Here is an 18,531-nt window from a genome sequence, read left to right as displayed (position 1 = left end):
GAATTAATTATAGACAAACTACTCCGGAATTTCAAGCCCCAAATGATGATAGGCCAAATCCGTCACCACTCTGCCCCTCGGCGTCCGGTTAATAAATCCGTTTTTTATGAGATATGGCTCATAAACCTCTTCGATGGTCCCCGCGTCCTCACCGATAGCCGCAGCCAGAGTATCCAATCCCACAGGCCCGCCGCTGAATTTGTAAATCATGGTATCCAGCATACTGCGGTCCACATGATCCAATCCCATCTTGTCCACATCCAGCAAATCCAACGCCTGATTTGCCACATCCCTTGTTATGACACCGTCAAAACGGACCTGCGCGAAATCACGGACTCTCTTCAGCAGCCGGTTAGCCAGTCTCGGCGTCCCCCGGCTTCTCCGGGCCAGTTCCTTTGCCCCGCCTTCATCAATACCTACCTCAAGGATCCTGGCGGAATGAATGACAATGCTTTTAAGTTCCTCTACCGTATAAAATTCCAGCCGATGAATCACTCCAAAACGGTCCCGCAGAGGCGCAGTCAGCAAACCGGCCCTCGTAGTGGCCCCCACCAGTGTGAAATGAGGCAGATCAAGACGTATGGAGCGGGCAGAAGCGCCCTTTCCGATCATGATGTCAATGGCATAATCCTCCATAGCCGGATAAAGGACCTCCTCCACCTGGCGGTTCAGACGGTGGATTTCATCTACAAACAACAGATCCCCCTCCTGGAGATTATTCAAAATAGCGGCCATTTCTCCCGGTTTTTCAATTGCAGGCCCGCTGGTCACCTTCATATTCACACCCATTTCATTGGCAATAATACCTGCCAGAGTGGTTTTGCCAAGGCCGGGAGGCCCGTAAAGCAGTACATGATCCAGGGCATCCCCTCGCTGCTTTGCCGCTTCGATATAAACCTTCAGGTTCTGTTTGGCTTTTTCCTGCCCGATATAATCATCCAGGCTTTGGGGACGCAGCGTCCCTTCGATCCGGATATCTTCTTCCGTAATATTAGTTTCTATTACTCTCGGCATTTGTTTCCTCCACCCCCTTCATGAAATGCTTCGCTTCCACGCCCGGGGTATCTTTATAAAATATGCTTCAGCGCTGCCTTCAACAGTTCTTCCACATCCATATTTTCTGCATTTTCCACCTGTTTTACGGCACGAAGGGCTTCCGTGGCCGAATAACCAAGGGCGGTAAGGGCTTCCACCGCTTCATTTCTGCTTTCGGTCAATCCGGACAGGTTTGCCGAATAAGCCACGCTCTCTTTGGCCACAAAGGTATCCTCCAAAGAGACCTTATCCTTCAAATCAAGTATAACACGCTGGGCCGTTTTGGCTCCGATTCCGGGCGCTTTTGCAATCGTTTTGGCATCCTGCGACAGCACGGCCATGCGGATGTCATCCGCGCTCAGAACCGACAGGACCGCCAGACCGCCCTTCGGCCCGATTCCGTTTACCGTAATAAGAAGGCGGAACATATCCAGATCATCCTTTGTCAAAAAACCAAACAGCTGGAAGGAATCTTCCCGCACGCAGGTATAGGTATGTATTTTCACCTCTTCCCCCAGACCGGGCAGGGCCGAAAGGAGGCTGGACGGTATCTTGATATTAAAACCGATTCGGTTTACCTCCAGCACCAGATTATCCTCGGAAACATCGGCAATTTTGCCGATCAGATATGCAAACATTATCACTCCTGTCCGCGCAGGCCTCTCTGCCGCGCTTTCCTGTATTTTTATCCGGCATTGCAGCTGTTCCGCAGCTTTACCGTTGCATGCACGTTTTATGGCTTTTTATGATAAGTCTCTGGCCTCCGGAAGCCGTTTCATAACCTGTCCGGCTATAAGGCCCAGACAAAGGCCTGTCACGCACCCGGCTGCCAGCAGATAGGGCAGATAATAGACGGTCCGGTATGTCTGTACCACCAGCATGGCTACCAGAAGCTGGGCACAGTTATGCGCGGTACCTCCCGCCACACTCACTCCTGTCACGGAGAAGCAGGAGAACTTTTTACAGCCCGCCATTACAAGGAAGCTGACCACCGCACCGGAAAGGCTGTAAAGGATCGCAGAAAAATTTCCAAACAAAAAGCCGCTCAGCAGTACTCTCGCCCCGTTTACTGTCAGCGCCTCTTTATTTCCGAAACGATACATTGTAAGCAGCACTGCCAGATTAGGCAGGCCCAGCTTCATTCCCGGCATACCAAAGGGCAGGGGAATCAGGGCCTCCACATAGCCTAAAATCAGGGCAAATGCCAAGAGCATACTGAGCAAAGCCGTTTTTTTCATGTTACAGTCCTCAGTTAACCATCGCATCCGGGACGGAAGCAGTGCGCTCCATTCCTTCTATTGTCACCACCAGCTTATGAGGAAGGCATATGATGCTTTCGCCTGAATGGCTGATATGCCCCTGCCGGATACACAATCCGTCCGGGCAGTCGGCGTCTTCTATCCATACGCTCTTGTTTTCCACCACCAGCAGGTTCTCCTGTCCTTTTTCATCCCGGAGGAGCAGTCTGGTATCCTCTCCAAGAGGAATCCGTTCTTCCTCCACGCCGCTGCGGCTTACCACCACCCAGCCCTCTTGCGGCCGGCCGAACAGCCGGCCGGCCAGAATCACACATGCCAGAACCAGTACGGCGGCAATAAGCCAAAAATCCGCTTTTGTCATTATACCATGCCTGAACATATGTTTCAAGGAAGTGGTTCCTCCTTCCTGTTCAGGCCGGTATAATATGCCGCTTTTTCCGCATCTTTCAGCCGGCCCGCTATGGAGGCGCAATTTTCCCGCAGCAGTCTGGTTCCCTCCGTCTCTCCAAAGCATTTCTGGCTCAGGGATGCCGCCTGTTCATAATAGGACAGGGCATTTTCCAGATCGCCTCTGCGGAAGGAGGCTTCCCCCAGTCCTGACAGCACGGTGGAATAATGCACCAGACGGTTCATTTTCCTTTCCTGATCCGCGTCCGGCTCATCCGCCAGCTGTTCATAAAGAGGAAGCGCCTTCTTCAGCATGGCTTCTCCCTCTTCATAATTCTCCTGATTCAAAAACAAAAGCGCCATCTGTGTAAAAACATCCGCTCTCACTTCTTCTGTTTCCGGCTTGCCCTCCAGGATTTTAAGCGCCCGGACATAATAACGGCGGGCCTCTTCTGCCTTTCCGGCCGCCTGACAGGCAGCCGCCACATTGAGCATCACTGTGGCAAAGTGTTCGGTTTCCTCCAGCTGAAGCTCTTCCATCAGCAGCAAAAGATCCTCAGACAAGTCAAATGCCTTTTTAAATTGTTCTGTTTCCCGGTAAAACCGGAGAAGTTCATTACCGGTTCCGATATAAATACCGTAATTCTCCTCTTCCCGGGCTTCCTCCAGACATTTTATCAAAAAAGGCGCAACCTCTTCCCATTTCTGCCCGTCCACTATTTCCTTCAGTTCTCCAAATATCCCGTCAATTGTCCTCATTTATTCCTCTTCCTCTGTAACCAGCTGCCAGCCAAGACCCGCGTCATAAGCCATGCATTTCCAGATAATTTCTCCGTCTTCATCCGTAAGGGGCTTTTCATCTTCCCCTCTTACCGGCACCTCATACAAAAGATCAATAGACCGGTCCCGCTCCTCATCCACTGCCCTGGCATAAAAAAGATATTCCACACTGGGCTGGTTTCCCAGGTTCAGAGGAAGAAGCCATTCTTTGTCCCCGGGCGGCGGAAAAGCAAACCGTACTTCTTCGAGAAGTTCTTCCGCTTCCTCATCCGTCAATTCTTCCTGTTCCGCAAGCAGGGATGCTTCCGCCGCTTCCCGGGGTATCAGTTCCGGCCGGGCATACAAATCCTCCCGCAGCATCTGGCAGGTTTCATCATCCGCCACGATCACCAGATTTTCCCAGTTATTCTTGAATTCCTGCAGTTCCTGATTTTCCTCCTGCAGGTTCAGATTTACCTGGGAGAGGTTGCTGATCGTATCCTGTGCGGAGGCCAGTCTCGCCTCCGTGTCCTTTTTCTCGCTGCGTTCCGTATAAATAACAAAGGCCTCCACCAGCATCGCACCTAACAGTACGGCAATGGTAATGTAGGTAATAACCTTGGCAAAAACATCCTCTTTAAAACTCATTTCCGCAACAGTCCTTCCTGATTCCATAAAAATTCAACAGACAACATTTCTCTCCTATTCTACACCATCTTGCCTTAAAAGTCATGAAAAAAATCGGCAACGGTTCGACAAGGCAAAGCTGATACAAAAATCTTTCGTTATCGTTGCCTGTCTCTCCCCTCGTTCTGTTCCCTGCATTCATTGACACCGGGTAAGAAAAACGGTATAATCAATATTGTTTTGAAAATCAAAACATTTGATTAGAAAAAAAGGAAACGATTCAGTCAGATCTGCATATTTACTGCACGGGGCTGAACAGTTTCAAGCACAGGAGAGTTTTTATGCAAAACTATTGTATTACCACCGATTCCAATTCCGATCTTCCCTCTTCCTACGGAGAAAAATTCGGAACCGTAATTATCCCTCAATACTATGCCTTCGGCGATCAGGTGTATGGAGACGAGAAAAACATGCCTCCGGCAGAATTCTATGAACGGATGAAAAAAGGAGAACCCCCCTCTTCCATGGCGAATAATCCGGCTGTTATCCGGGAACGGTTTGAAGAAATTCTGAAAAAAGGAATGGATATCCTTCACATTGCTTTTTCTTCCGCACTGAGCGGCAGCTATAATAATGTTTATGTTACCGCGCAGGAACTTTGTGAGGAATATCCCGGCAGGAAGATAGTCGTTCTGGATTCCCTGAATGTCTCCCTTGCGGAAACGATTCTGGTAATCAAGGCGAACCAGTTTTTTCAGCAAGGAAAAACATTGGAAGAAAACGCGTCTCTGCTGGAAGAATACAAAAAACATCTGCATGTGCAGTTTACAGTGGATGATTTGTTCCATTTAAAAAGAGGGGGCCGGATATCCGGTGCTGTTGCTGCCGTGGGAACGGCTTTAAACCTGAAGCCTTTCCTTTATGTGGGAACAAATGGCAGTCTTGTCTCCGACGGCACCGCCAGAGGAAGGAAAAAATCCATCCGCACACTGGTGGAAAGGATGAAAAATACATTAGGTGATGCTCCCGACAAGACGGTCCCTGTGGGAATTGTCCACGGAAACTGTCCGGATGATGCCCGTCTGGCAGCGGACTTTATCACGGAGCTTACGGGGCTAACGGATATCATTATCAACGATATCAGCCCGAGCATCGGAACCCATGCCGGCCCCGGAGCGCTGGGAATCCTTTATTACGGAGAAGAAAAGAAAAATTAACGGTATTCCTTTGCCGTTACATACAACAGGACCGCAGGGAGCCTTGATAAGGCATCTATGCGGTCCTTTCCGTTCCGGCTTTATTAACCTAATTTTTATTATTAATATAATTCACAAGGCCTTCCGCATCAATAATTTTCTGCATAAATTCGGGAAATGCCTGCCCTTTGAAGCTGGTTCCTTTCGTAATATCCGTAATCATGCCGGAATCAAAATCAACTTCCACCTCATCTCCTGCCTCGATTGCCCGGGAAGCCTCCGGACACTCAATGATAGGAAGCCCGATATTGATAGCATTCCGGTAAAAAATGCGTGCAAAGGTTTCCGCAATCACGCAGCTGACACCTGCGGCCTTGATAGCGATAGGCGCATGCTCTCTGGAGGATCCGCAGCCGAAATTCTTCTCCGCTACAATTATATCGCCTTTTTTCACTGTTTTAATAAATTCTTTATCGATGTCTTCCATACAATGTGCGGCAAGCTCCGCCGGATCTGATGAATTCAGATAACGGGCGGGGATAATCACATCGGTATCCACATTATCACCGTATTTAAAAACGGTTCCTTTTGCATTAATCATAAAAAACCTCACCTTCCGCCTTTCAGGCTATGTATTCTGCAAACCAGCCGTAAATTACAGCTGTTCAGGGCTGGAAATCTTCCCGGTTACAGCGCTCGCAGCCGCTACCGCGGGGCTGGCAAGGTAAACCTCGGAATCCACATGTCCCATACGGCCGACAAAATTCCGGTTTGTTGTGGACACACAACGCTCCCCGGCAGCCAGGACACCCATATAACCGCCAAGACAGGGACCGCAGGTAGGGGTGCTGACGATAGCACCGGCTTCAATAAATATTTTCAGAAGCCCTTCTTCCATTGCCTGCAGATAAATAGCCTGTGTGGCCGGAATTACGATACAGCGCATGCCCTGCGCCACATGCCGGCCTTCCAGTACGGCGGCGGCACAGCGGAGATCCCCGATACGGCCGTTGGTACAGGACCCGATAACCACCTGGTCGATGGAAACCTCGTCGGTAATTTCATCAATCGTTTTCGCATTTTCAGGAAGATGGGGAAAGGCAATGGTAGGGCGCAGTGTACTCAGATCAATGGTATACTCTTCCTCATATACCGCGTCCTCATCCGCTTCGTACACAACAGGCGTTTTCATGGAATGCTCCTTCATATAAAGCAGTGCCTGATCATCCACAGGGAAAATACCGTTCTTGCCCCCGGCCTCAATCGCCATATTGGCAATCGTAAAGCGGTCATCCATCGACAGGTTCGCAACACCGTCCCCCACAAATTCCATGGATTTGTAAAGGGCGCCGTCCACACCGATTTTGCCGATAATATGCAGGATAACATCTTTTCCGCTCACCCAGCGGGAAAGTTGTCCGGTAAGAGTAAACCGGATAGCTCCGGGAACCTTAAACCAGGCTTTACCGGTTGCCATTCCTGCAGCCATATCCGTGCTTCCCACTCCTGTGGAGAATGCACCCAAAGCGCCGTATGTACAGGTATGGGAATCCGCTCCAATCACTACATCTCCTGCCACCACAAGACCTTTTTCCGGAAGAAGGGCATGTTCGATTCCCATCTCTCCCACTTCGAAGTAGTTGGTAATCTGGTTGCGGTAAGCAAACTCTCTTACGCATTTGCAGTGTTCCGCGGATTTGATATCCTTATTGGGGACAAAATGATCGGGCACCAGGGCGATCTTATCTTTATCAAAAACACCGTCCACCTTCATTTTTTCCATTTCCTTAATCGCTACCGGACTGGTAATATCGTTGCCAAGCACCAGATCCAAATCCGCCTCGATCAGCTGGCCCGCTTCCACTTTTTCCAGGCCCGCATGGGCTGCCAGGATCTTCTGTGTCATTGTCATACCCATTTCTTTATTCCTCCGTTTCCATTGATTCAGGCCGCACCCGGGCCTTCCATACGTTCAGTTTACCATAACATAAGTTATTGGGAAAATACTTTTCTTTCATGTTTACTATAATTTCAAGTTATAGTATAATTTTGTAAAATGCAATAAAGTTATAGGAGGGGCCTTTATGGAACAGAATCTGAATTTATATCATATTTTTTATACCGTTGCGAAATGCCGGAATATATCGGGGGCGGCCAGGGAGCTTTTTATCAGCCAGCCGGCTATCAGCAAGGCGATATCCCGTCTGGAGCAGAATCTGAATACGGTGTTATTCCTGCGCTCCTCCAGAGGCGTCCGGCTTACGGAAACCGGCGAACTTCTTTACCGCCAGGTGGAAAGCGCGTTTCAGGCAATCAGCCAGGGAGAGGAACAGCTTCGCAAAGTACAGGAGCTGGGAATGGGGCATTTATCCATCGGCGTGAGCACCACACTGTGCAAATATGTACTGCTACCTTATCTGAGCCTGTTTACACGTGAAAACCCTCACATCCAGATATCGATTTCCTGCCAGTCCACGTATCAGACAATGGACGCTTTGGAAAAAGGAACGGTGGATATCGGGCTGATCGGTGAAAATGACCGGATGGAGAAATTCCTTTTCCATCCGGTTCAGGAGATACGGGATGTTTTCGTCTGTACCCAAAGGTACCTGGATAACCTGTGTAAAAGAGTCTCCTTTTCCGGCCGGCCCTCCTCAAAGGATATTATCTCCCATGCTACCCTCATGCTGCTGGATAAGGAAAATATCACCAGGCAGTATATGGAAAAATATCTGGTAATGGAGGAAATCTCTGCGGCACAGACAATAGAAATCACTTCCATGGATCTTCTCATTGATTTTGCCAAAATCGATCTGGGGATTGCCTGTGTAATAGAAAGCTTTGTACAGGAGGAACTGGATTCGGGAAAACTCCTCTGCCTGCCCCTTCCGGTATCCGTTCCAACCAGAAAAGTGGGCTTTGCCTATATGAAAAACCAGGCTTTTTCCGCTACTATGGAAAAATTCGTAGATTTTTGCAGGGAGCATATGCTGTTTACCTCTGTATCCAAAACCTCCCCAGCCATATAACGGCTGCTTTGTTTCCCTCTCCGGCTTTGTATCAAAAAAAGAGCTGCCTTACCGGCAGCTCTTTCCTGTTTTTTTCTGAATAGCGCTGTAGGATTAGTTATCAATCAGCTTGTTGGTATCGTTCCAGCTGTAAAGCTTACGCAGCTCTGCGCCGGTTTTCTCCAGCTGATGGGCGCCTTCTCTCTTTCTCATGGCATTGAAATGAGGGCATCCAACCTGGTTTTCCAGCAGCCATTCCTTTGCAAAGGAACCATCCTGGATATCGGTAAGGACCTTCTTCATAGCCTTCTTGGTATCCTCGGTAACGATCTTGGGTCCGGTAATATAATCACCGTATTCAGCCGTATTGGAGATGGAGTATCTCATTCCGGCAAATCCGCTTTCATAAATCAGGTCAACGATCAGCTTCATTTCATGGATACATTCAAAATATGCGCTTTCCGGTTCATATCCTGCTTCTACCAGAGTTTCAAAACCAGCTTTCATCAGTGCGCAGACACCGCCGCACAGTACAGCCTGCTCGCCGAACAGATCCGTTTCGGTTTCTTCACGGAAGGTGGTGCGAAGAACGCCTGCTCTTGCTCCGCCGATTCCCAGCGCATAAGCCAGGGCCAGATCATTTGCTTTTCCGGTAGCGTCCTGGGCTACTGCGATCAGACAAGGTACGCCTTTGCCTGCCTGGTATTCGCTTCTTACGGTATGTCCGGGTCCCTTAGGTGCGATCATGGCAACATCCACATCTGCGGGAGGCTTGATCTGTCCGAAATGGATGGAGAAGCCATGTGCGAACATAAGCATCATACCGGGTCTTAAGTTGGGTTCAATGGATTCTTTGTAAAGCGCCCCCTGCTTCTCATCGTTGATCAGAATCATGATGATATCCGCTTTCTTGGCAGCTTCCGCAGCTGTATATACTGTAAGGCCCTGGGCTTCTGCTTTTGCCCAGGATTTGGAACCTTCATAAAGTCCTACAATGACATTACAGCCAGACTCCTTTAAATTCAGGGCATGTGCATGTCCCTGGCTGCCGTAGCCGATTACTGCGATTGTTTTATCCTGTAATAATGACAGGTCACAATCTTCCTGATAATAAATCTTTGCCATTTTTCTTTCCTCCATTTGTTTGAATGACTATATAACTGAAAGGCCGCAGCGGATGGCTGAACCTCAGAGTCCTAAAATTATTATTCCAGCGGATCCAGATATACCACATTGCCGTTTCCGCGTCCAAGACCCGCAATACCGGTTCTGGCCAGCTCCAGGATCTCATAATTGCTGAGAAGGTTGATACAGGCATCCACCTTGCTCTGATTGCCTGTAATCTCCACAATCAGGCTTTCCGGCCCCACGTCAATGATATTGGCCCGGAAAATATTGGTAATGGCGATAACGTCCTGCCTCTTTTCCACGGACACACTAACCTTGATCAGCGCCAGTTCGCGGTAGACGCTCTCATCCGGTTTAAGCTCCCTGATATCCCTCACGTCCACAAGCTTGGAAACCTGCTTTTCAATCTGCTCCAGGATTTCATCATCCCCATTGGCAACAATGGTGATCCTGGTGATTCTGGAATCTGCGGTCACCCCTGCCGTAATGCTCTCAATATTATAGCCGCGCCTGGAAAACAGGCCGGATATCCGGCTCAGGACACCTGAGGTATTATCCACCAGAAGCTGAAAAACTCTTTTACGCATTATATGTATCACGCCCCTCCCGCACAAGGGACGCTAAAGTCCCACCGGTGCTGTCTTTCCAATTATTCTAGCAACATTTATAACCCTTGTCAACGTATGATAGTCAGTCATAGTTTTTATAACTTCAGGTTATGATCGGCTGTTAACCCTGTAATATGTGTTATATAAAGCTGCCCTCCCGCTGTCAGATATCGCTCTCCATGCATTTGGGAAGCGCCAGTGTCCCGGTTCTTGCCACCTCCACAATACTGATGGACTGCAGCATGGTGAGGAAAAGCTGGACACGCTCCGGGGCATCACATATCTGAATCAGCATCATGTGTTTTGACATATCCACAATGGAGGCATGCATAATCGCACAGTTCTCCATGATATCCTTCCTGTTATTCCGGTTGTACTTTATTTTTACCAGCATCAGTTCACGGCTGATACTGGAGGTTTCGTCAAAGGTTTTTACCTTGATGACATCCAGTTTCTTGTTGAGCTGCTTCTCGATCTGTTCAATCGTACGCTGATCACCGCTGCTCACAATTGTCATGCAGGACACCGCCGGATCATCCGTTTCCCCCACAGCAAGGGAATTGATATTAAAGCATCTTCTGGAAAACAGGCCGGCTACCTTGCACAGAACACCGGATCTGTTTTCAACAAGAACAGAATATATTTTTTTCATTGCCAAACCTCTTTTCTTTCCGTTTATTTTACCAGATCCATGGGATCAATCATACATTCCATCAGATAAGAGCAGTCATCCTTCAGGAATTCTTCCAAAGCCCCATCGATTTCTTCATTCCGGGAAACACGGATATAGGGGATGTCGTAGGCCTCAGCCAGCTTATCCAGGCGGGGAGCGCCGGAAATATCCACCACCGAATAGCTGTCTTTATAGGAATAATGCTGGTATTCCCGCACCATACCCAGATAATTATTCCGGAATACCACGATTTTAACAGGGATGCGGTACTGCTGGATGGTAGCCAGCTCCATCATGGACATTTGGAAGGAGCCGTCGCCGCAGACAGCAATAACCTGCTTGGACATATCTCCCAGCTTGGCACCCATGGCTGCCGGAATGGAATATCCCATAGTTCCCATACCGCCGGAGGTAAGGAAACGTCCTTCCCTGACAACGTGGAATGCGCAGGACCAAATCTGGTTCTGTCCCACATCCGCAACATAGACACCGTCCGGCTGCATTTTATAAGAGATCCTGTGTATCAGTTCTTCCGGATCTACATAATCCGGATTAGGCCGGCGCACCAGCTTCATGTTTTTCCGGTAGCCTTCAAGCGTCTCAAGCCAATCCTCATGCTCGCAATCAAATTCCTGTTTTTCGAAATCCTCAAAAATATGCCTTGCGTCTCCCACCAGCGGAATGGTGGGGCCGGCATTTTTCCCGATTTCAGCGGGATCCACATCGATATGTACCAGCACCTTATCATGGGTGATCAGATCCGGCTGGTTCACGGAACGGTCGGCTACACGGGCCCCTACCATAATCAGAAGATCCGATTCATTCATGGCCCGGTTGGCATAGGGTTTTCCGTTGTTTCCCACCATGCCGAAGTACATGGGATGCTCTGTGGGCATTACACCGATTCCCATCATTGTGGAAACCACAGGAATGCGGAATTTCTCCGAAAACTTCCGCAGTTCCTCACAGGCTCCGCTCAGGGTAACGCCGCCTCCGGCGTAAATCAACGGCCGTTTTGCCTTTTCCAGCTCCCGCATTACTTTTTTAATCTGGACAATATGCCCTTTGACAGTGGGCTTGTAGGTCCTCATATTCACCTCTTCCGGATAACGGAATTTAGCAATCTGGGCATTCTGCACATCCATGGGAATATCAATGAGGACAGGACCTTTTCTACCTGTATTGGCCACATAAAAAGCTTCTTTAAAAATACGGGGGATATCGTTCACGTCTCTTACGAGATAGCTGTATTTCACAAAGGACTCCGCCGCCCCTGTAATGTCCGCTTCCTGGAATACATCGCTTCCCAGAAGCTCGCTGTTCACCTGTCCGGTGATACAGACAAGGGGAATACTGTCCGCAAAAGCGGTGGCAATACCGGTGATCAGGTTTGTGGCCCCGGGGCCGGAGGTTACCGCACATACGCCCACTTTTCCTGTCACTCTGGCAAGTCCGCTCGCCGCATGGGCCGCATTCTGTTCTGTCCTGATTAAAACAGTACTGATATCGGAATCCAGGATACTGTTATAAAAAGGGCAGATAGCCACACCGGGATAACCGAATATTTCCGTTATTCCTTCTAATTCCAGACACTTTACAATCGCATCCGCACCATTCATCTTCCAATCCCTCCATTTATCTATTCATCCTTCCGGCTACCGGAATCTGCCGAAAAATTCCGCCATAGGAGCCACTACGTCATTCAAATCGGAAATCGCTTCATTCAGGCTTTCAATATCCATCTGCTCCACCTTATCCATTGTCTGTTCCACGGCCTTGCTGCTGGAATCCACCAGAGAATTCACGTTATCAAACACCTCTCCGAAATCCTCCAGCGCCCCGTCCACCGCGACAAGCGTTTCCGATGCCTTATCCAGGGCATTTGTAAGCCTTGGCAGCACTCCCGCCACAAAAACCAGAAACAGCAGTACCAGAACACAATTGGAGACGGCAAATATCCGGGTAAACAGAAGCTGCTTTTTCATCAGACTCTGCTGCCTGGCTTCCGAAGCTTTCAGCTGTTCCATGAGCTGCCTGACTGCCAGTTCGGTCCCTTCTGCTTCCCACAGGGATTCATGCTGGATGTCCCCGGGTAAATCATCCCATAATGCTTCCGTCTGTTCTGTATTGTCATTCCTTTCCATGACTGTCTCCCTCTGCTTTCCCGTCAAGACCCAGCAGCCGTTTTGCCAGCCTTACCGTATCCGCCGCATCGGAGGCATAGCCATCCGCATGGATTTCCTCCGCATATTCCCGGGTGACCACAGCGCCGCCGATAATGATCCTGGCATCCAGGCCCTCTTCATGGGCCAGTTCCACCACATGCCGCATTTCCTGCATGGTGGTGGTCATTAATGCGGAAAGTCCGATGATGCTTGCACCATATTCCTTTGCCGCCGCAATTATTTTCTCTTTGGGCACATCTTTTCCCAAATCAATAACCCGGAAACCATAATTACGCAGCATGAGAGCTACCAGGTTTTTGCCGATATCATGGATATCCCCTTGCACAGTGGCAATCACCACAACCGGCATCTGCTCCTGTTTTCCGTCAACAGAAAGCAAAGGCTCCAGCACACCGATGGACAGCTTCATTGCTTCCGCGCTGGAGATCAGCTGCGGCAGGAAATATTTCCCTTTATCAAAAAGCTCCCCCACCTGATTAATGGCGGGCAGTAAATACGTATCCAGCAGTTCTCTGGCCGCAGCGCCTGCCTCCAGGGCACGGCGGGTAAGCTGTTCAATCCCGTTTCGGTTCCCCTTCAGGACCGCTTCGTAAACGGCTGTAGAGGGGGTATCCTCTGCCGCCGCCTTTTCCCCGCCGGCCTTCCCTGTAGGGTGTGGTGTCTGTTGGCCGCTCTCTCCTCCCCCTGCTGTATGCGGAACAGACGGCGCAGGTTTACCGCCGGTGCAGGTCCCCGCATATTCAATATACCGCAGGGCGCTTTCCTGTTTGCATAACAGCATATCGGAGGCAAAAGCACTGGCTACCAGAAGTTCCTGGGAAGGATTGGCAATCGCCATTGTCAACCCTGCCTGGATTGCCATCGTTAGGAATACACTGTTCACATAGCTGCGTTCCGGAAGGCCGAAAGATATATTGGACAGCCCGCAGACAGTGGCCAGCTGTTTATCTTTACAGTAACGGATCGTTTCCAGCGTCTCCAGGGCTGCCCGGGGGTTGGCTCCCACTGTGGCAACCAGTCCGTCCACGATAATGTCTTCTTTGGCCAGGCCGCATGAATAAGCCCGTTCCAGTATAGTTTCAATAATATCCTTCTTTTCCTGCAGGCTTTCAGGCAGCCCCGCATCGGAAAGCGGAAGGAGAATAAACATGGCTCCATATTTTTCAGCCATAGGTATCAGTTTTTCAAACTTTTCTTTTTCCAGGGAAACAGAATTGATCAAGGCCCTGCCGGGGTAACGGCGCAGGGCGGCTTCCATAACCTCCACATGGCTGGAATCCAGTGACAGAGGCAGCTGGCTTACGCCTCCCACCTCCTCCAGGGCGCTGAGCATCCTTTCTTTTTCATCGATGCCGCTCATCCCCATATTCACATCCAGGATGGATGCCCCGCCGGCCTCCTGTTCTTCTGCAAAACGGGTAACCATTTCGAAACTGCCTTCCCGCAGTTCGGCCTGCAGCTTTTTCTTTCCGGTAGGGTTAATTCTTTCCCCGATAATAAGGAACGGATCGTCCAGCCCAAAAGCAACTGTTTTCCGTTCGGAAGTCAGGTAACGGATACCGGAGGGCCGTCTGCCAACCTGCGCCGGCGGTAATTTCCCGAATTTGTCATACAGACATGCGATGTGCTCCGGCGTGGTTCCGCAGCAGCCGCCCACTATCGCTGCCCCGGCTTCATAGATTGCCTGCATTTCCTCCGCGAATTCCCGGGGCTGCATTTCATAGACCGTTTTTCCCTCTTCGTTCAGGGACGGAAGCCCTGCATTAGGCTTTGCAATCACAGGTATCCGGGTAACAGCAGCCATCCGGCGGATTATGCCGGCCAACTGTTCCGGTCCGGCGGAACAGTTGGCGCCGACAGCCGCCGCCCCCAGGCTCTCCAGTACCACAGCGGCCGTCACCGCATCTGTCCCGTACAGGCTCCTGCCGTCCCCTTCAAAGGTCATGGTGACCATCACAGGCAGCCCGGGGCTGGTCTCCTTTGCCGCCAGCAGAGCGGCCCTGGATTCCTGCAGGCTCATCATTGTCTCCACCACCAGAAGATCCACGCCTGCCGCTTCCAGACAATGTATCTGTTCTTTATAGATACCGACCAGCTCTTCAAAATCCATATTGCCCACAGGGGCCAGCTGTTCCCCGGTCATAGTCAGATCCCCTGCCACCAGTGCCTTTCCTCCGGCGGCCTCTTTAGAAGCTGCCACCAGAGCGGTATTTATCTGCACCAGCCGGTCCTCCAGGCCGTATTCCTTTAATTTGCACCGGTTCGCGGTAAACGTGGGCGCATATAAAATATTGGTGCCAGCGGCAACATATTCCTTCTGTAGGCCGATCAGCACCTGTTTGTTTTCCATAATCCATTTTTCCGGGCAGACTCCTCCGGGCATACCTCTGCGTATCAGGTTGGATCCCGTCGCCCCATCCAGAAAAATCATCCTGTTTTTTACATATTCTCTGAATTCTTGTTTTGTCATAAGTTGTTCTCCGTTTTTAAATATTTAATATTCTAACATGAAACAGGGCAAAAAGAAAGCGCCAGCCACAGAAATCTTTCGCAGCAGTTCGGACGATGTCACAGGACACAAGGGGCCGTCCGAACTGCTGCAATCTTTCCTCACTTGATTTCATACGGATAATATGGTAAGTTGAATAGAGGCGCCGGCACCTGATACGTCCGGCGGACAGAAAGGTACAGCAAGGATGAAAAAGAATAATAAAAAATACCTGTTTACCGCTGTTTTGCTTGTTTCCGCCCTTTTGACAGGCTGCGGCAAGGATGCGGAATTAGATAAATTTTACGGAGAGATGGAGGATTTTACCACACAGGTCAACGCCTCCTTCGACACCCTGAATAATGTGGATCCCGAATCGGAAACCAGTGTGGAGGACATGCTTGCCGCTATGGATGATCTCGCCGCCAAATTTACGCTGCTCGCCGAAATCGATGTACCCAGGCAGTTCTCCGCAGTGGAAGATCTGGCGGATGAAGCCGGTGAATATATGGCGGAAGCCGCCAGCCTGTACCGGGAAGCTTACGGCGGGGAAGAATATAATGAGAATGTAGCTTCCGCCGCTTTGGAATATTATAACCGCGCAGTGAAGCGTCTGGACTATATCTCCCAGATCCTTCAGGGAGAATTGCCTACCGATGCTTCCATTACCATCATTACGGAAAATGAAGCCCCCGGCTTCAAGGAAGACTCCCAGGAAGACTCGGGAAATACAGGGGATCCCGATGGGGAACCGGAAGGGACTGATACGCCTTCGGAATAAATCCGTCACGAAAACAAACCCGCCTTCTGATCGAACGAAACTGTCCTCCTGACAGGCTCCGCACCGGAAGGCGGGTTTTCTTATCTACAGACTTTACAGTCCAGTTCCGTAACCTCCAGCTTCAGCATACAGGCCTCTTCCCACGGTATATCGGTTGCCGTATCTTCCCGGGGAAGATAGTGGGCCAGAAGATGTTTCATCGCGGTTTTCTTTTCTTCGGTATCCTCCAGGAAAACCGGCTTTCCATAGCCTTCTGCGCAATTATAAAACATGGTATATTCCCCGTTTTCCACAGGAAGCATACAATGATCCGAGTCCATCTGGAAAGCAATTTCCTCTGCTTCCCGCAACAGTTTCATTACCCTGTCATCCCAATCCCCTTTCATATAAAAGGTGAAGTTCCCGTTCAGAAACGTATATCCAAAGGAAACCGGAATCACTGATACCCGTTTCCCGTCCGTCAGCCCCAGCCTGCACATATCACAGCTGTCCACGATTTTCAGCCTTCCGGCCAGATCCGTTACTGTTTTTTCTGTGTTTATCATGTCTCTCCTTCTTTCACTCCCAGTAAGCGTTATGCATGGTTTCATATACCGTATCCATCAGTTCTATCGTCTGCTGTCTCTTGTTCTCACAGGCAGGCGGCTTGATCGGAGGCAGTATCTTCAGGGTAAGACAAGGTTTTCTCCTCATAAGGCCTGCCACACCTCCCGGATGTCTGTAGGAAATCACCATGGGGATTACCGGCACCCCGGCTTCACAGGCGGTTAAGAAGGCGCCGCGTTTAAAGCCGCGGATTCCCTGGTAATACGGATGTAACACCACCTCGGGATAATAGTGGATCCAATTGCCTCTTGCTACCCAGCTTCCGGTTGCTTCCATAAAACGTTTAAAACCCTGTCCGCTTTCCGGTATGGGGATTCCTCCCAAAAGACGGATGATATGCCGGATAAAGGGGATCCGGAAATTAGATTCCAGTGTGGGGAAGCATACATTCCTGCACCGCAGGACATAAGAAACCATCACACAATCCAGCAGATGGACATGGTTACAAACCGTGACGGCACCGCCTTTCACGGCTTTCAGGTTCTTACGCCCTTCTATTTTCAGCCCCCAGACAGGTTTTATGAACAATACCACCAGCAAATATATCAGAAGCCTTACCAGTCCCCCGCCCAATAGGAAAAAGGGATTGGACGGGAAAAAATGATAGGAGTCCTTCACATGAAAGGGAAGAGGTGTCCACATTTTCACAATATGCTTTTCCTCATAAACGACACCTGCTGTCTCCTTTATCCCTTCCGTAAACTTTCTGCGGTTTTCCATACGGCGGTTTTCCTTCCGGTAATCCTGAAGCTCTTCCTCAAACATCTGCTCCATACGGCGTACACAGTCCTCCAGAGCGAACTCCCTGCCGTGTTCACTGTACTTTTTTTCCATGCGCTTTCGTTCATCAGCCGCTCCCAGCCAATAATCAATTTTTGCGGCCAGTTCGTCGCTGTCTCCTGCCTTAAACAGACTTCTCTCATCCAGGGCAAACTGCGGCGTTGCCGATTTGGGGCTGTCGGCAATCACCGGAACCACACCGCTTGAAAATGCCTCGATACAGGATATCGCTTCGATCTCGGCATCCGCCGCATGGACATATAAATCGGTTATGGAAAGCAGATGCAGAAGCTTTTCATGGGAAAAGAAACGCATAACAGGTTTGTTGGTGAGATTCCTGGAACGATACCGGTAGCTTCCGTATTTCAGCCCCTGACCGGCAAGCACCAGCTGGATGCGGGATTCATATTTGGACTTGGCTATGGCATCAATAAGGATATCCTGCCTTTTTTCATTGGAAAGCCTTCCGATCATGAGTACTATGAATTTATCCTTCAGTTTCGCCGGTTTCGGCCTTTTCCGATAAGTAAAATCCGGATCCACGCCATTGGATATGACATGAAGCTTTGAACTGTAATTATTTGCCCGCAATTCCCCCGCGATAAAGCTGCTGGGACAATGGATATGCCGGAAATATTTATAAAACCGTTCCCAGAAAAAACGGTAAAGCCAGGCATTCACGGCCTGCTGCTTTCCCAGATGCAGCGTATAGGTAATGTTTTCCGGCTGCACATGGAAGGCCGCCGTATGAGGGACCCCAAGTTCCCGGGCAATTTCCAGCCCCTTCATCCCCAGCAGGAAAGGCAGCAGGAAATGTACCAAATCCGCCCAGCCAATCGCTTCCCTCAATACCTCTTCGTCCGGTCTGGCAAAAACCATTCCCTGCTTCGTCACAATATGATGAACCACCGGGGGAAGAAAATATTCCTTTACCAGATACTTCCCGTTGCCTGAGTTTCCCGTACTTACCACACGCACCTCATGTCCATGGGCCGACAGGGTGTGCGCCA

The 18,531-nt window shown here is 49.9% G+C and carries 19 protein-coding genes; 3 read left to right on the top strand and 16 right to left on the bottom strand.

The window, feature by feature from the left end:
• Nucleotides 1-18 precede the first annotated feature (18 nt).
• From ruvB to DXA36_RS02930, 6 genes are all read right to left on the bottom strand, one after another.
• Nucleotides 19-1,014, bottom strand: coding sequence for a Holliday junction branch migration DNA helicase RuvB (gene ruvB, locus DXA36_RS02955; RefSeq protein ID WP_118676085.1), 996 nt, complete (start codon nt 1,012-1,014; stop codon nt 19-21).
• A gap of 53 nt (nt 1,015-1,067) precedes the next feature.
• Nucleotides 1,068-1,673, bottom strand: a complete 606-nt coding sequence (gene ruvA, locus DXA36_RS02950; protein ID WP_118676084.1) for a Holliday junction branch migration protein RuvA — start codon at nt 1,671-1,673, stop codon at nt 1,068-1,070.
• 105 nt (nt 1,674-1,778) lie between these two features.
• A complete protein-coding gene (locus DXA36_RS02945) occupies nt 1,779-2,273 on the bottom strand; it encodes a Gx transporter family protein (RefSeq protein ID WP_118676083.1) in 495 nt (164 codons plus the stop codon).
• Nucleotides 2,274-2,283: 10 nt separating this feature from the next.
• Nucleotides 2,284-2,673, bottom strand: a complete 390-nt coding sequence (locus DXA36_RS02940; protein ID WP_243114560.1) for a NusG domain II-containing protein — start codon at nt 2,671-2,673, stop codon at nt 2,284-2,286.
• Between the two features lie 5 nt (nt 2,674-2,678).
• Nucleotides 2,679-3,440, bottom strand: a complete 762-nt coding sequence (locus DXA36_RS02935; RefSeq protein ID WP_118676081.1) for a tetratricopeptide repeat protein — start codon at nt 3,438-3,440, stop codon at nt 2,679-2,681.
• Nucleotides 3,441-4,088, bottom strand: coding sequence for a hypothetical protein (locus tag DXA36_RS02930; RefSeq protein ID WP_118676080.1), 648 nt, complete (start codon nt 4,086-4,088; stop codon nt 3,441-3,443). It lies immediately after the preceding gene.
• Between the two features lie 320 nt (nt 4,089-4,408).
• Here DXA36_RS02930 and DXA36_RS02925 point away from each other — a divergent pair, with 320 nt between their 5' ends.
• Complete coding sequence (locus DXA36_RS02925; protein WP_118676079.1) at nt 4,409-5,284, top strand: DegV family protein; 876 nt, start codon at nt 4,409-4,411, stop codon at nt 5,282-5,284.
• A gap of 88 nt (nt 5,285-5,372) precedes the next feature.
• Here the strand turns inward: DXA36_RS02925 and leuD are convergent, their stop codons facing one another.
• Complete coding sequence (gene leuD, locus DXA36_RS02920) at nt 5,373-5,864, bottom strand: 3-isopropylmalate dehydratase small subunit (RefSeq protein ID WP_118676078.1); 492 nt, start codon at nt 5,862-5,864, stop codon at nt 5,373-5,375.
• A 54-nt stretch (nt 5,865-5,918) separates the two neighbouring features.
• Nucleotides 5,919-7,181, bottom strand: coding sequence for a 3-isopropylmalate dehydratase large subunit (leuC, locus tag DXA36_RS02915; protein ID WP_118676077.1), 1,263 nt, complete (start codon nt 7,179-7,181; stop codon nt 5,919-5,921).
• A gap of 166 nt (nt 7,182-7,347) precedes the next feature.
• On the opposite strand from leuC, the gene DXA36_RS02910 reads away from it, so the two are divergent.
• Nucleotides 7,348-8,292: a LysR family transcriptional regulator gene (locus tag DXA36_RS02910; RefSeq protein WP_118676076.1), complete on the top strand. Its 945-nt coding sequence runs from the start codon at nt 7,348-7,350 to the stop codon at nt 8,290-8,292.
• A gap of 93 nt (nt 8,293-8,385) precedes the next feature.
• Here the strand turns inward: DXA36_RS02910 and ilvC are convergent, their stop codons facing one another.
• From ilvC to DXA36_RS02880, 6 genes are all read right to left on the bottom strand, one after another.
• Entirely contained in the window at nt 8,386-9,396 is a 1,011-nt protein-coding gene (gene ilvC, locus DXA36_RS02905; RefSeq protein ID WP_118676075.1) for a ketol-acid reductoisomerase, read from the bottom strand.
• 80 nt (nt 9,397-9,476) lie between these two features.
• Entirely contained in the window at nt 9,477-9,986 is a 510-nt protein-coding gene (gene ilvN / locus DXA36_RS02900; RefSeq protein ID WP_118676074.1) for an acetolactate synthase small subunit, read from the bottom strand.
• Nucleotides 9,987-10,170: 184 nt separating this feature from the next.
• On the bottom strand, nt 10,171-10,659 hold the full coding sequence (ilvN, locus tag DXA36_RS02895) for an acetolactate synthase small subunit (protein WP_118676073.1): 489 nt from the start codon (nt 10,657-10,659) through the stop codon (nt 10,171-10,173).
• Between the two features lie 23 nt (nt 10,660-10,682).
• Nucleotides 10,683-12,299 carry a biosynthetic-type acetolactate synthase large subunit gene (gene ilvB, locus DXA36_RS02890; protein WP_118676072.1) on the bottom strand — a complete coding sequence of 539 codons (1,617 nt, stop codon included), beginning with the start codon at nt 12,297-12,299 and terminating at the stop codon, nt 10,683-10,685.
• 36 nt (nt 12,300-12,335) lie between these two features.
• The gene (locus tag DXA36_RS02885) at nt 12,336-12,824 is read right to left on the bottom strand and encodes a hypothetical protein (RefSeq protein WP_118676071.1); all 489 of its coding nucleotides are present in this window, start codon (nt 12,822-12,824) and stop codon (nt 12,336-12,338) included.
• Nucleotides 12,811-15,336 carry a homocysteine S-methyltransferase family protein gene (locus tag DXA36_RS02880; protein ID WP_118676070.1) on the bottom strand — a complete coding sequence of 842 codons (2,526 nt, stop codon included), beginning with the start codon at nt 15,334-15,336 and terminating at the stop codon, nt 12,811-12,813. The genes DXA36_RS02885 and DXA36_RS02880 overlap by 14 nt, the downstream gene beginning before the upstream one ends.
• Before the next feature lie 226 nt (nt 15,337-15,562).
• Here DXA36_RS02880 and DXA36_RS02875 point away from each other — a divergent pair, with 226 nt between their 5' ends.
• Nucleotides 15,563-16,135 (top strand): hypothetical protein, encoded by a 573-nt coding sequence (locus DXA36_RS02875; protein ID WP_118676069.1) that lies wholly within the window; start codon nt 15,563-15,565, stop codon nt 16,133-16,135.
• A gap of 80 nt (nt 16,136-16,215) precedes the next feature.
• Here the strand turns inward: DXA36_RS02875 and DXA36_RS02870 are convergent, their stop codons facing one another.
• Complete coding sequence (locus DXA36_RS02870) at nt 16,216-16,680, bottom strand: pyridoxamine 5'-phosphate oxidase family protein (protein ID WP_182478895.1); 465 nt, start codon at nt 16,678-16,680, stop codon at nt 16,216-16,218.
• Nucleotides 16,681-16,693: 13 nt separating this feature from the next.
• Nucleotides 16,694-18,531: glycosyltransferase (locus tag DXA36_RS33455; RefSeq protein ID WP_243114549.1), on the bottom strand; the 1,838-nt coding region annotated here is incomplete at its 5' end.

It is taken from the genome of Eisenbergiella sp. OF01-20, from assembly GCF_003478085.1.
Lineage (GTDB): Bacteria > Bacillota > Clostridia > Lachnospirales > Lachnospiraceae > Eisenbergiella.
The sequence above is the reverse complement of the archived record's forward strand: the minus strand, read 5'-3'. Positions and strand labels throughout refer to the sequence as shown.

Excerpts from the sequence above, each read along its gene's own strand:
- ruvB (WP_118676085.1), bottom strand. The coding sequence starts at position 1,014 with ATGCCGAGAGTAATAGAAACTAATATTACGGAAGAAGATATCCGGATC.
- ruvA (WP_118676084.1), bottom strand. The coding sequence starts at position 1,673 with ATGTTTGCATATCTGATCGGCAAAATTGCCGATGTTTCCGAGGATAAT.
- DXA36_RS02945 (WP_118676083.1), bottom strand. The coding sequence starts at position 2,273 with ATGAAAAAAACGGCTTTGCTCAGTATGCTCTTGGCATTTGCCCTGATT.
- DXA36_RS02940 (WP_243114560.1), bottom strand. The coding sequence starts at position 2,673 with ATGTTCAGGCATGGTATAATGACAAAAGCGGATTTTTGGCTTATTGCC.
- DXA36_RS02935 (WP_118676081.1), bottom strand. The coding sequence starts at position 3,440 with ATGAGGACAATTGACGGGATATTTGGAGAACTGAAGGAAATAGTGGAC.
- DXA36_RS02930 (WP_118676080.1), bottom strand. The coding sequence starts at position 4,088 with ATGAGTTTTAAAGAGGATGTTTTTGCCAAGGTTATTACCTACATTACC.
- DXA36_RS02925 (WP_118676079.1), top strand. The coding sequence starts at position 4,409 with ATGCAAAACTATTGTATTACCACCGATTCCAATTCCGATCTTCCCTCT.
- leuD (WP_118676078.1), bottom strand. The coding sequence starts at position 5,864 with ATGATTAATGCAAAAGGAACCGTTTTTAAATACGGTGATAATGTGGAT.
- leuC (WP_118676077.1), bottom strand. The coding sequence starts at position 7,181 with ATGGGTATGACAATGACACAGAAGATCCTGGCAGCCCATGCGGGCCTG.
- DXA36_RS02910 (WP_118676076.1), top strand. The coding sequence starts at position 7,348 with ATGGAACAGAATCTGAATTTATATCATATTTTTTATACCGTTGCGAAA.
- ilvC (WP_118676075.1), bottom strand. The coding sequence starts at position 9,396 with ATGGCAAAGATTTATTATCAGGAAGATTGTGACCTGTCATTATTACAG.
- ilvN (WP_118676074.1), bottom strand. The coding sequence starts at position 9,986 with ATGCGTAAAAGAGTTTTTCAGCTTCTGGTGGATAATACCTCAGGTGTC.
- ilvN (WP_118676073.1), bottom strand. The coding sequence starts at position 10,659 with ATGAAAAAAATATATTCTGTTCTTGTTGAAAACAGATCCGGTGTTCTG.
- ilvB (WP_118676072.1), bottom strand. The coding sequence starts at position 12,299 with ATGAATGGTGCGGATGCGATTGTAAAGTGTCTGGAATTAGAAGGAATA.
- DXA36_RS02885 (WP_118676071.1), bottom strand. The coding sequence starts at position 12,824 with ATGGAAAGGAATGACAATACAGAACAGACGGAAGCATTATGGGATGAT.
- DXA36_RS02880 (WP_118676070.1), bottom strand. The coding sequence starts at position 15,336 with ATGACAAAACAAGAATTCAGAGAATATGTAAAAAACAGGATGATTTTT.
- DXA36_RS02875 (WP_118676069.1), top strand. The coding sequence starts at position 15,563 with ATGAAAAAGAATAATAAAAAATACCTGTTTACCGCTGTTTTGCTTGTT.
- DXA36_RS02870 (WP_182478895.1), bottom strand. The coding sequence starts at position 16,680 with ATGATAAACACAGAAAAAACAGTAACGGATCTGGCCGGAAGGCTGAAA.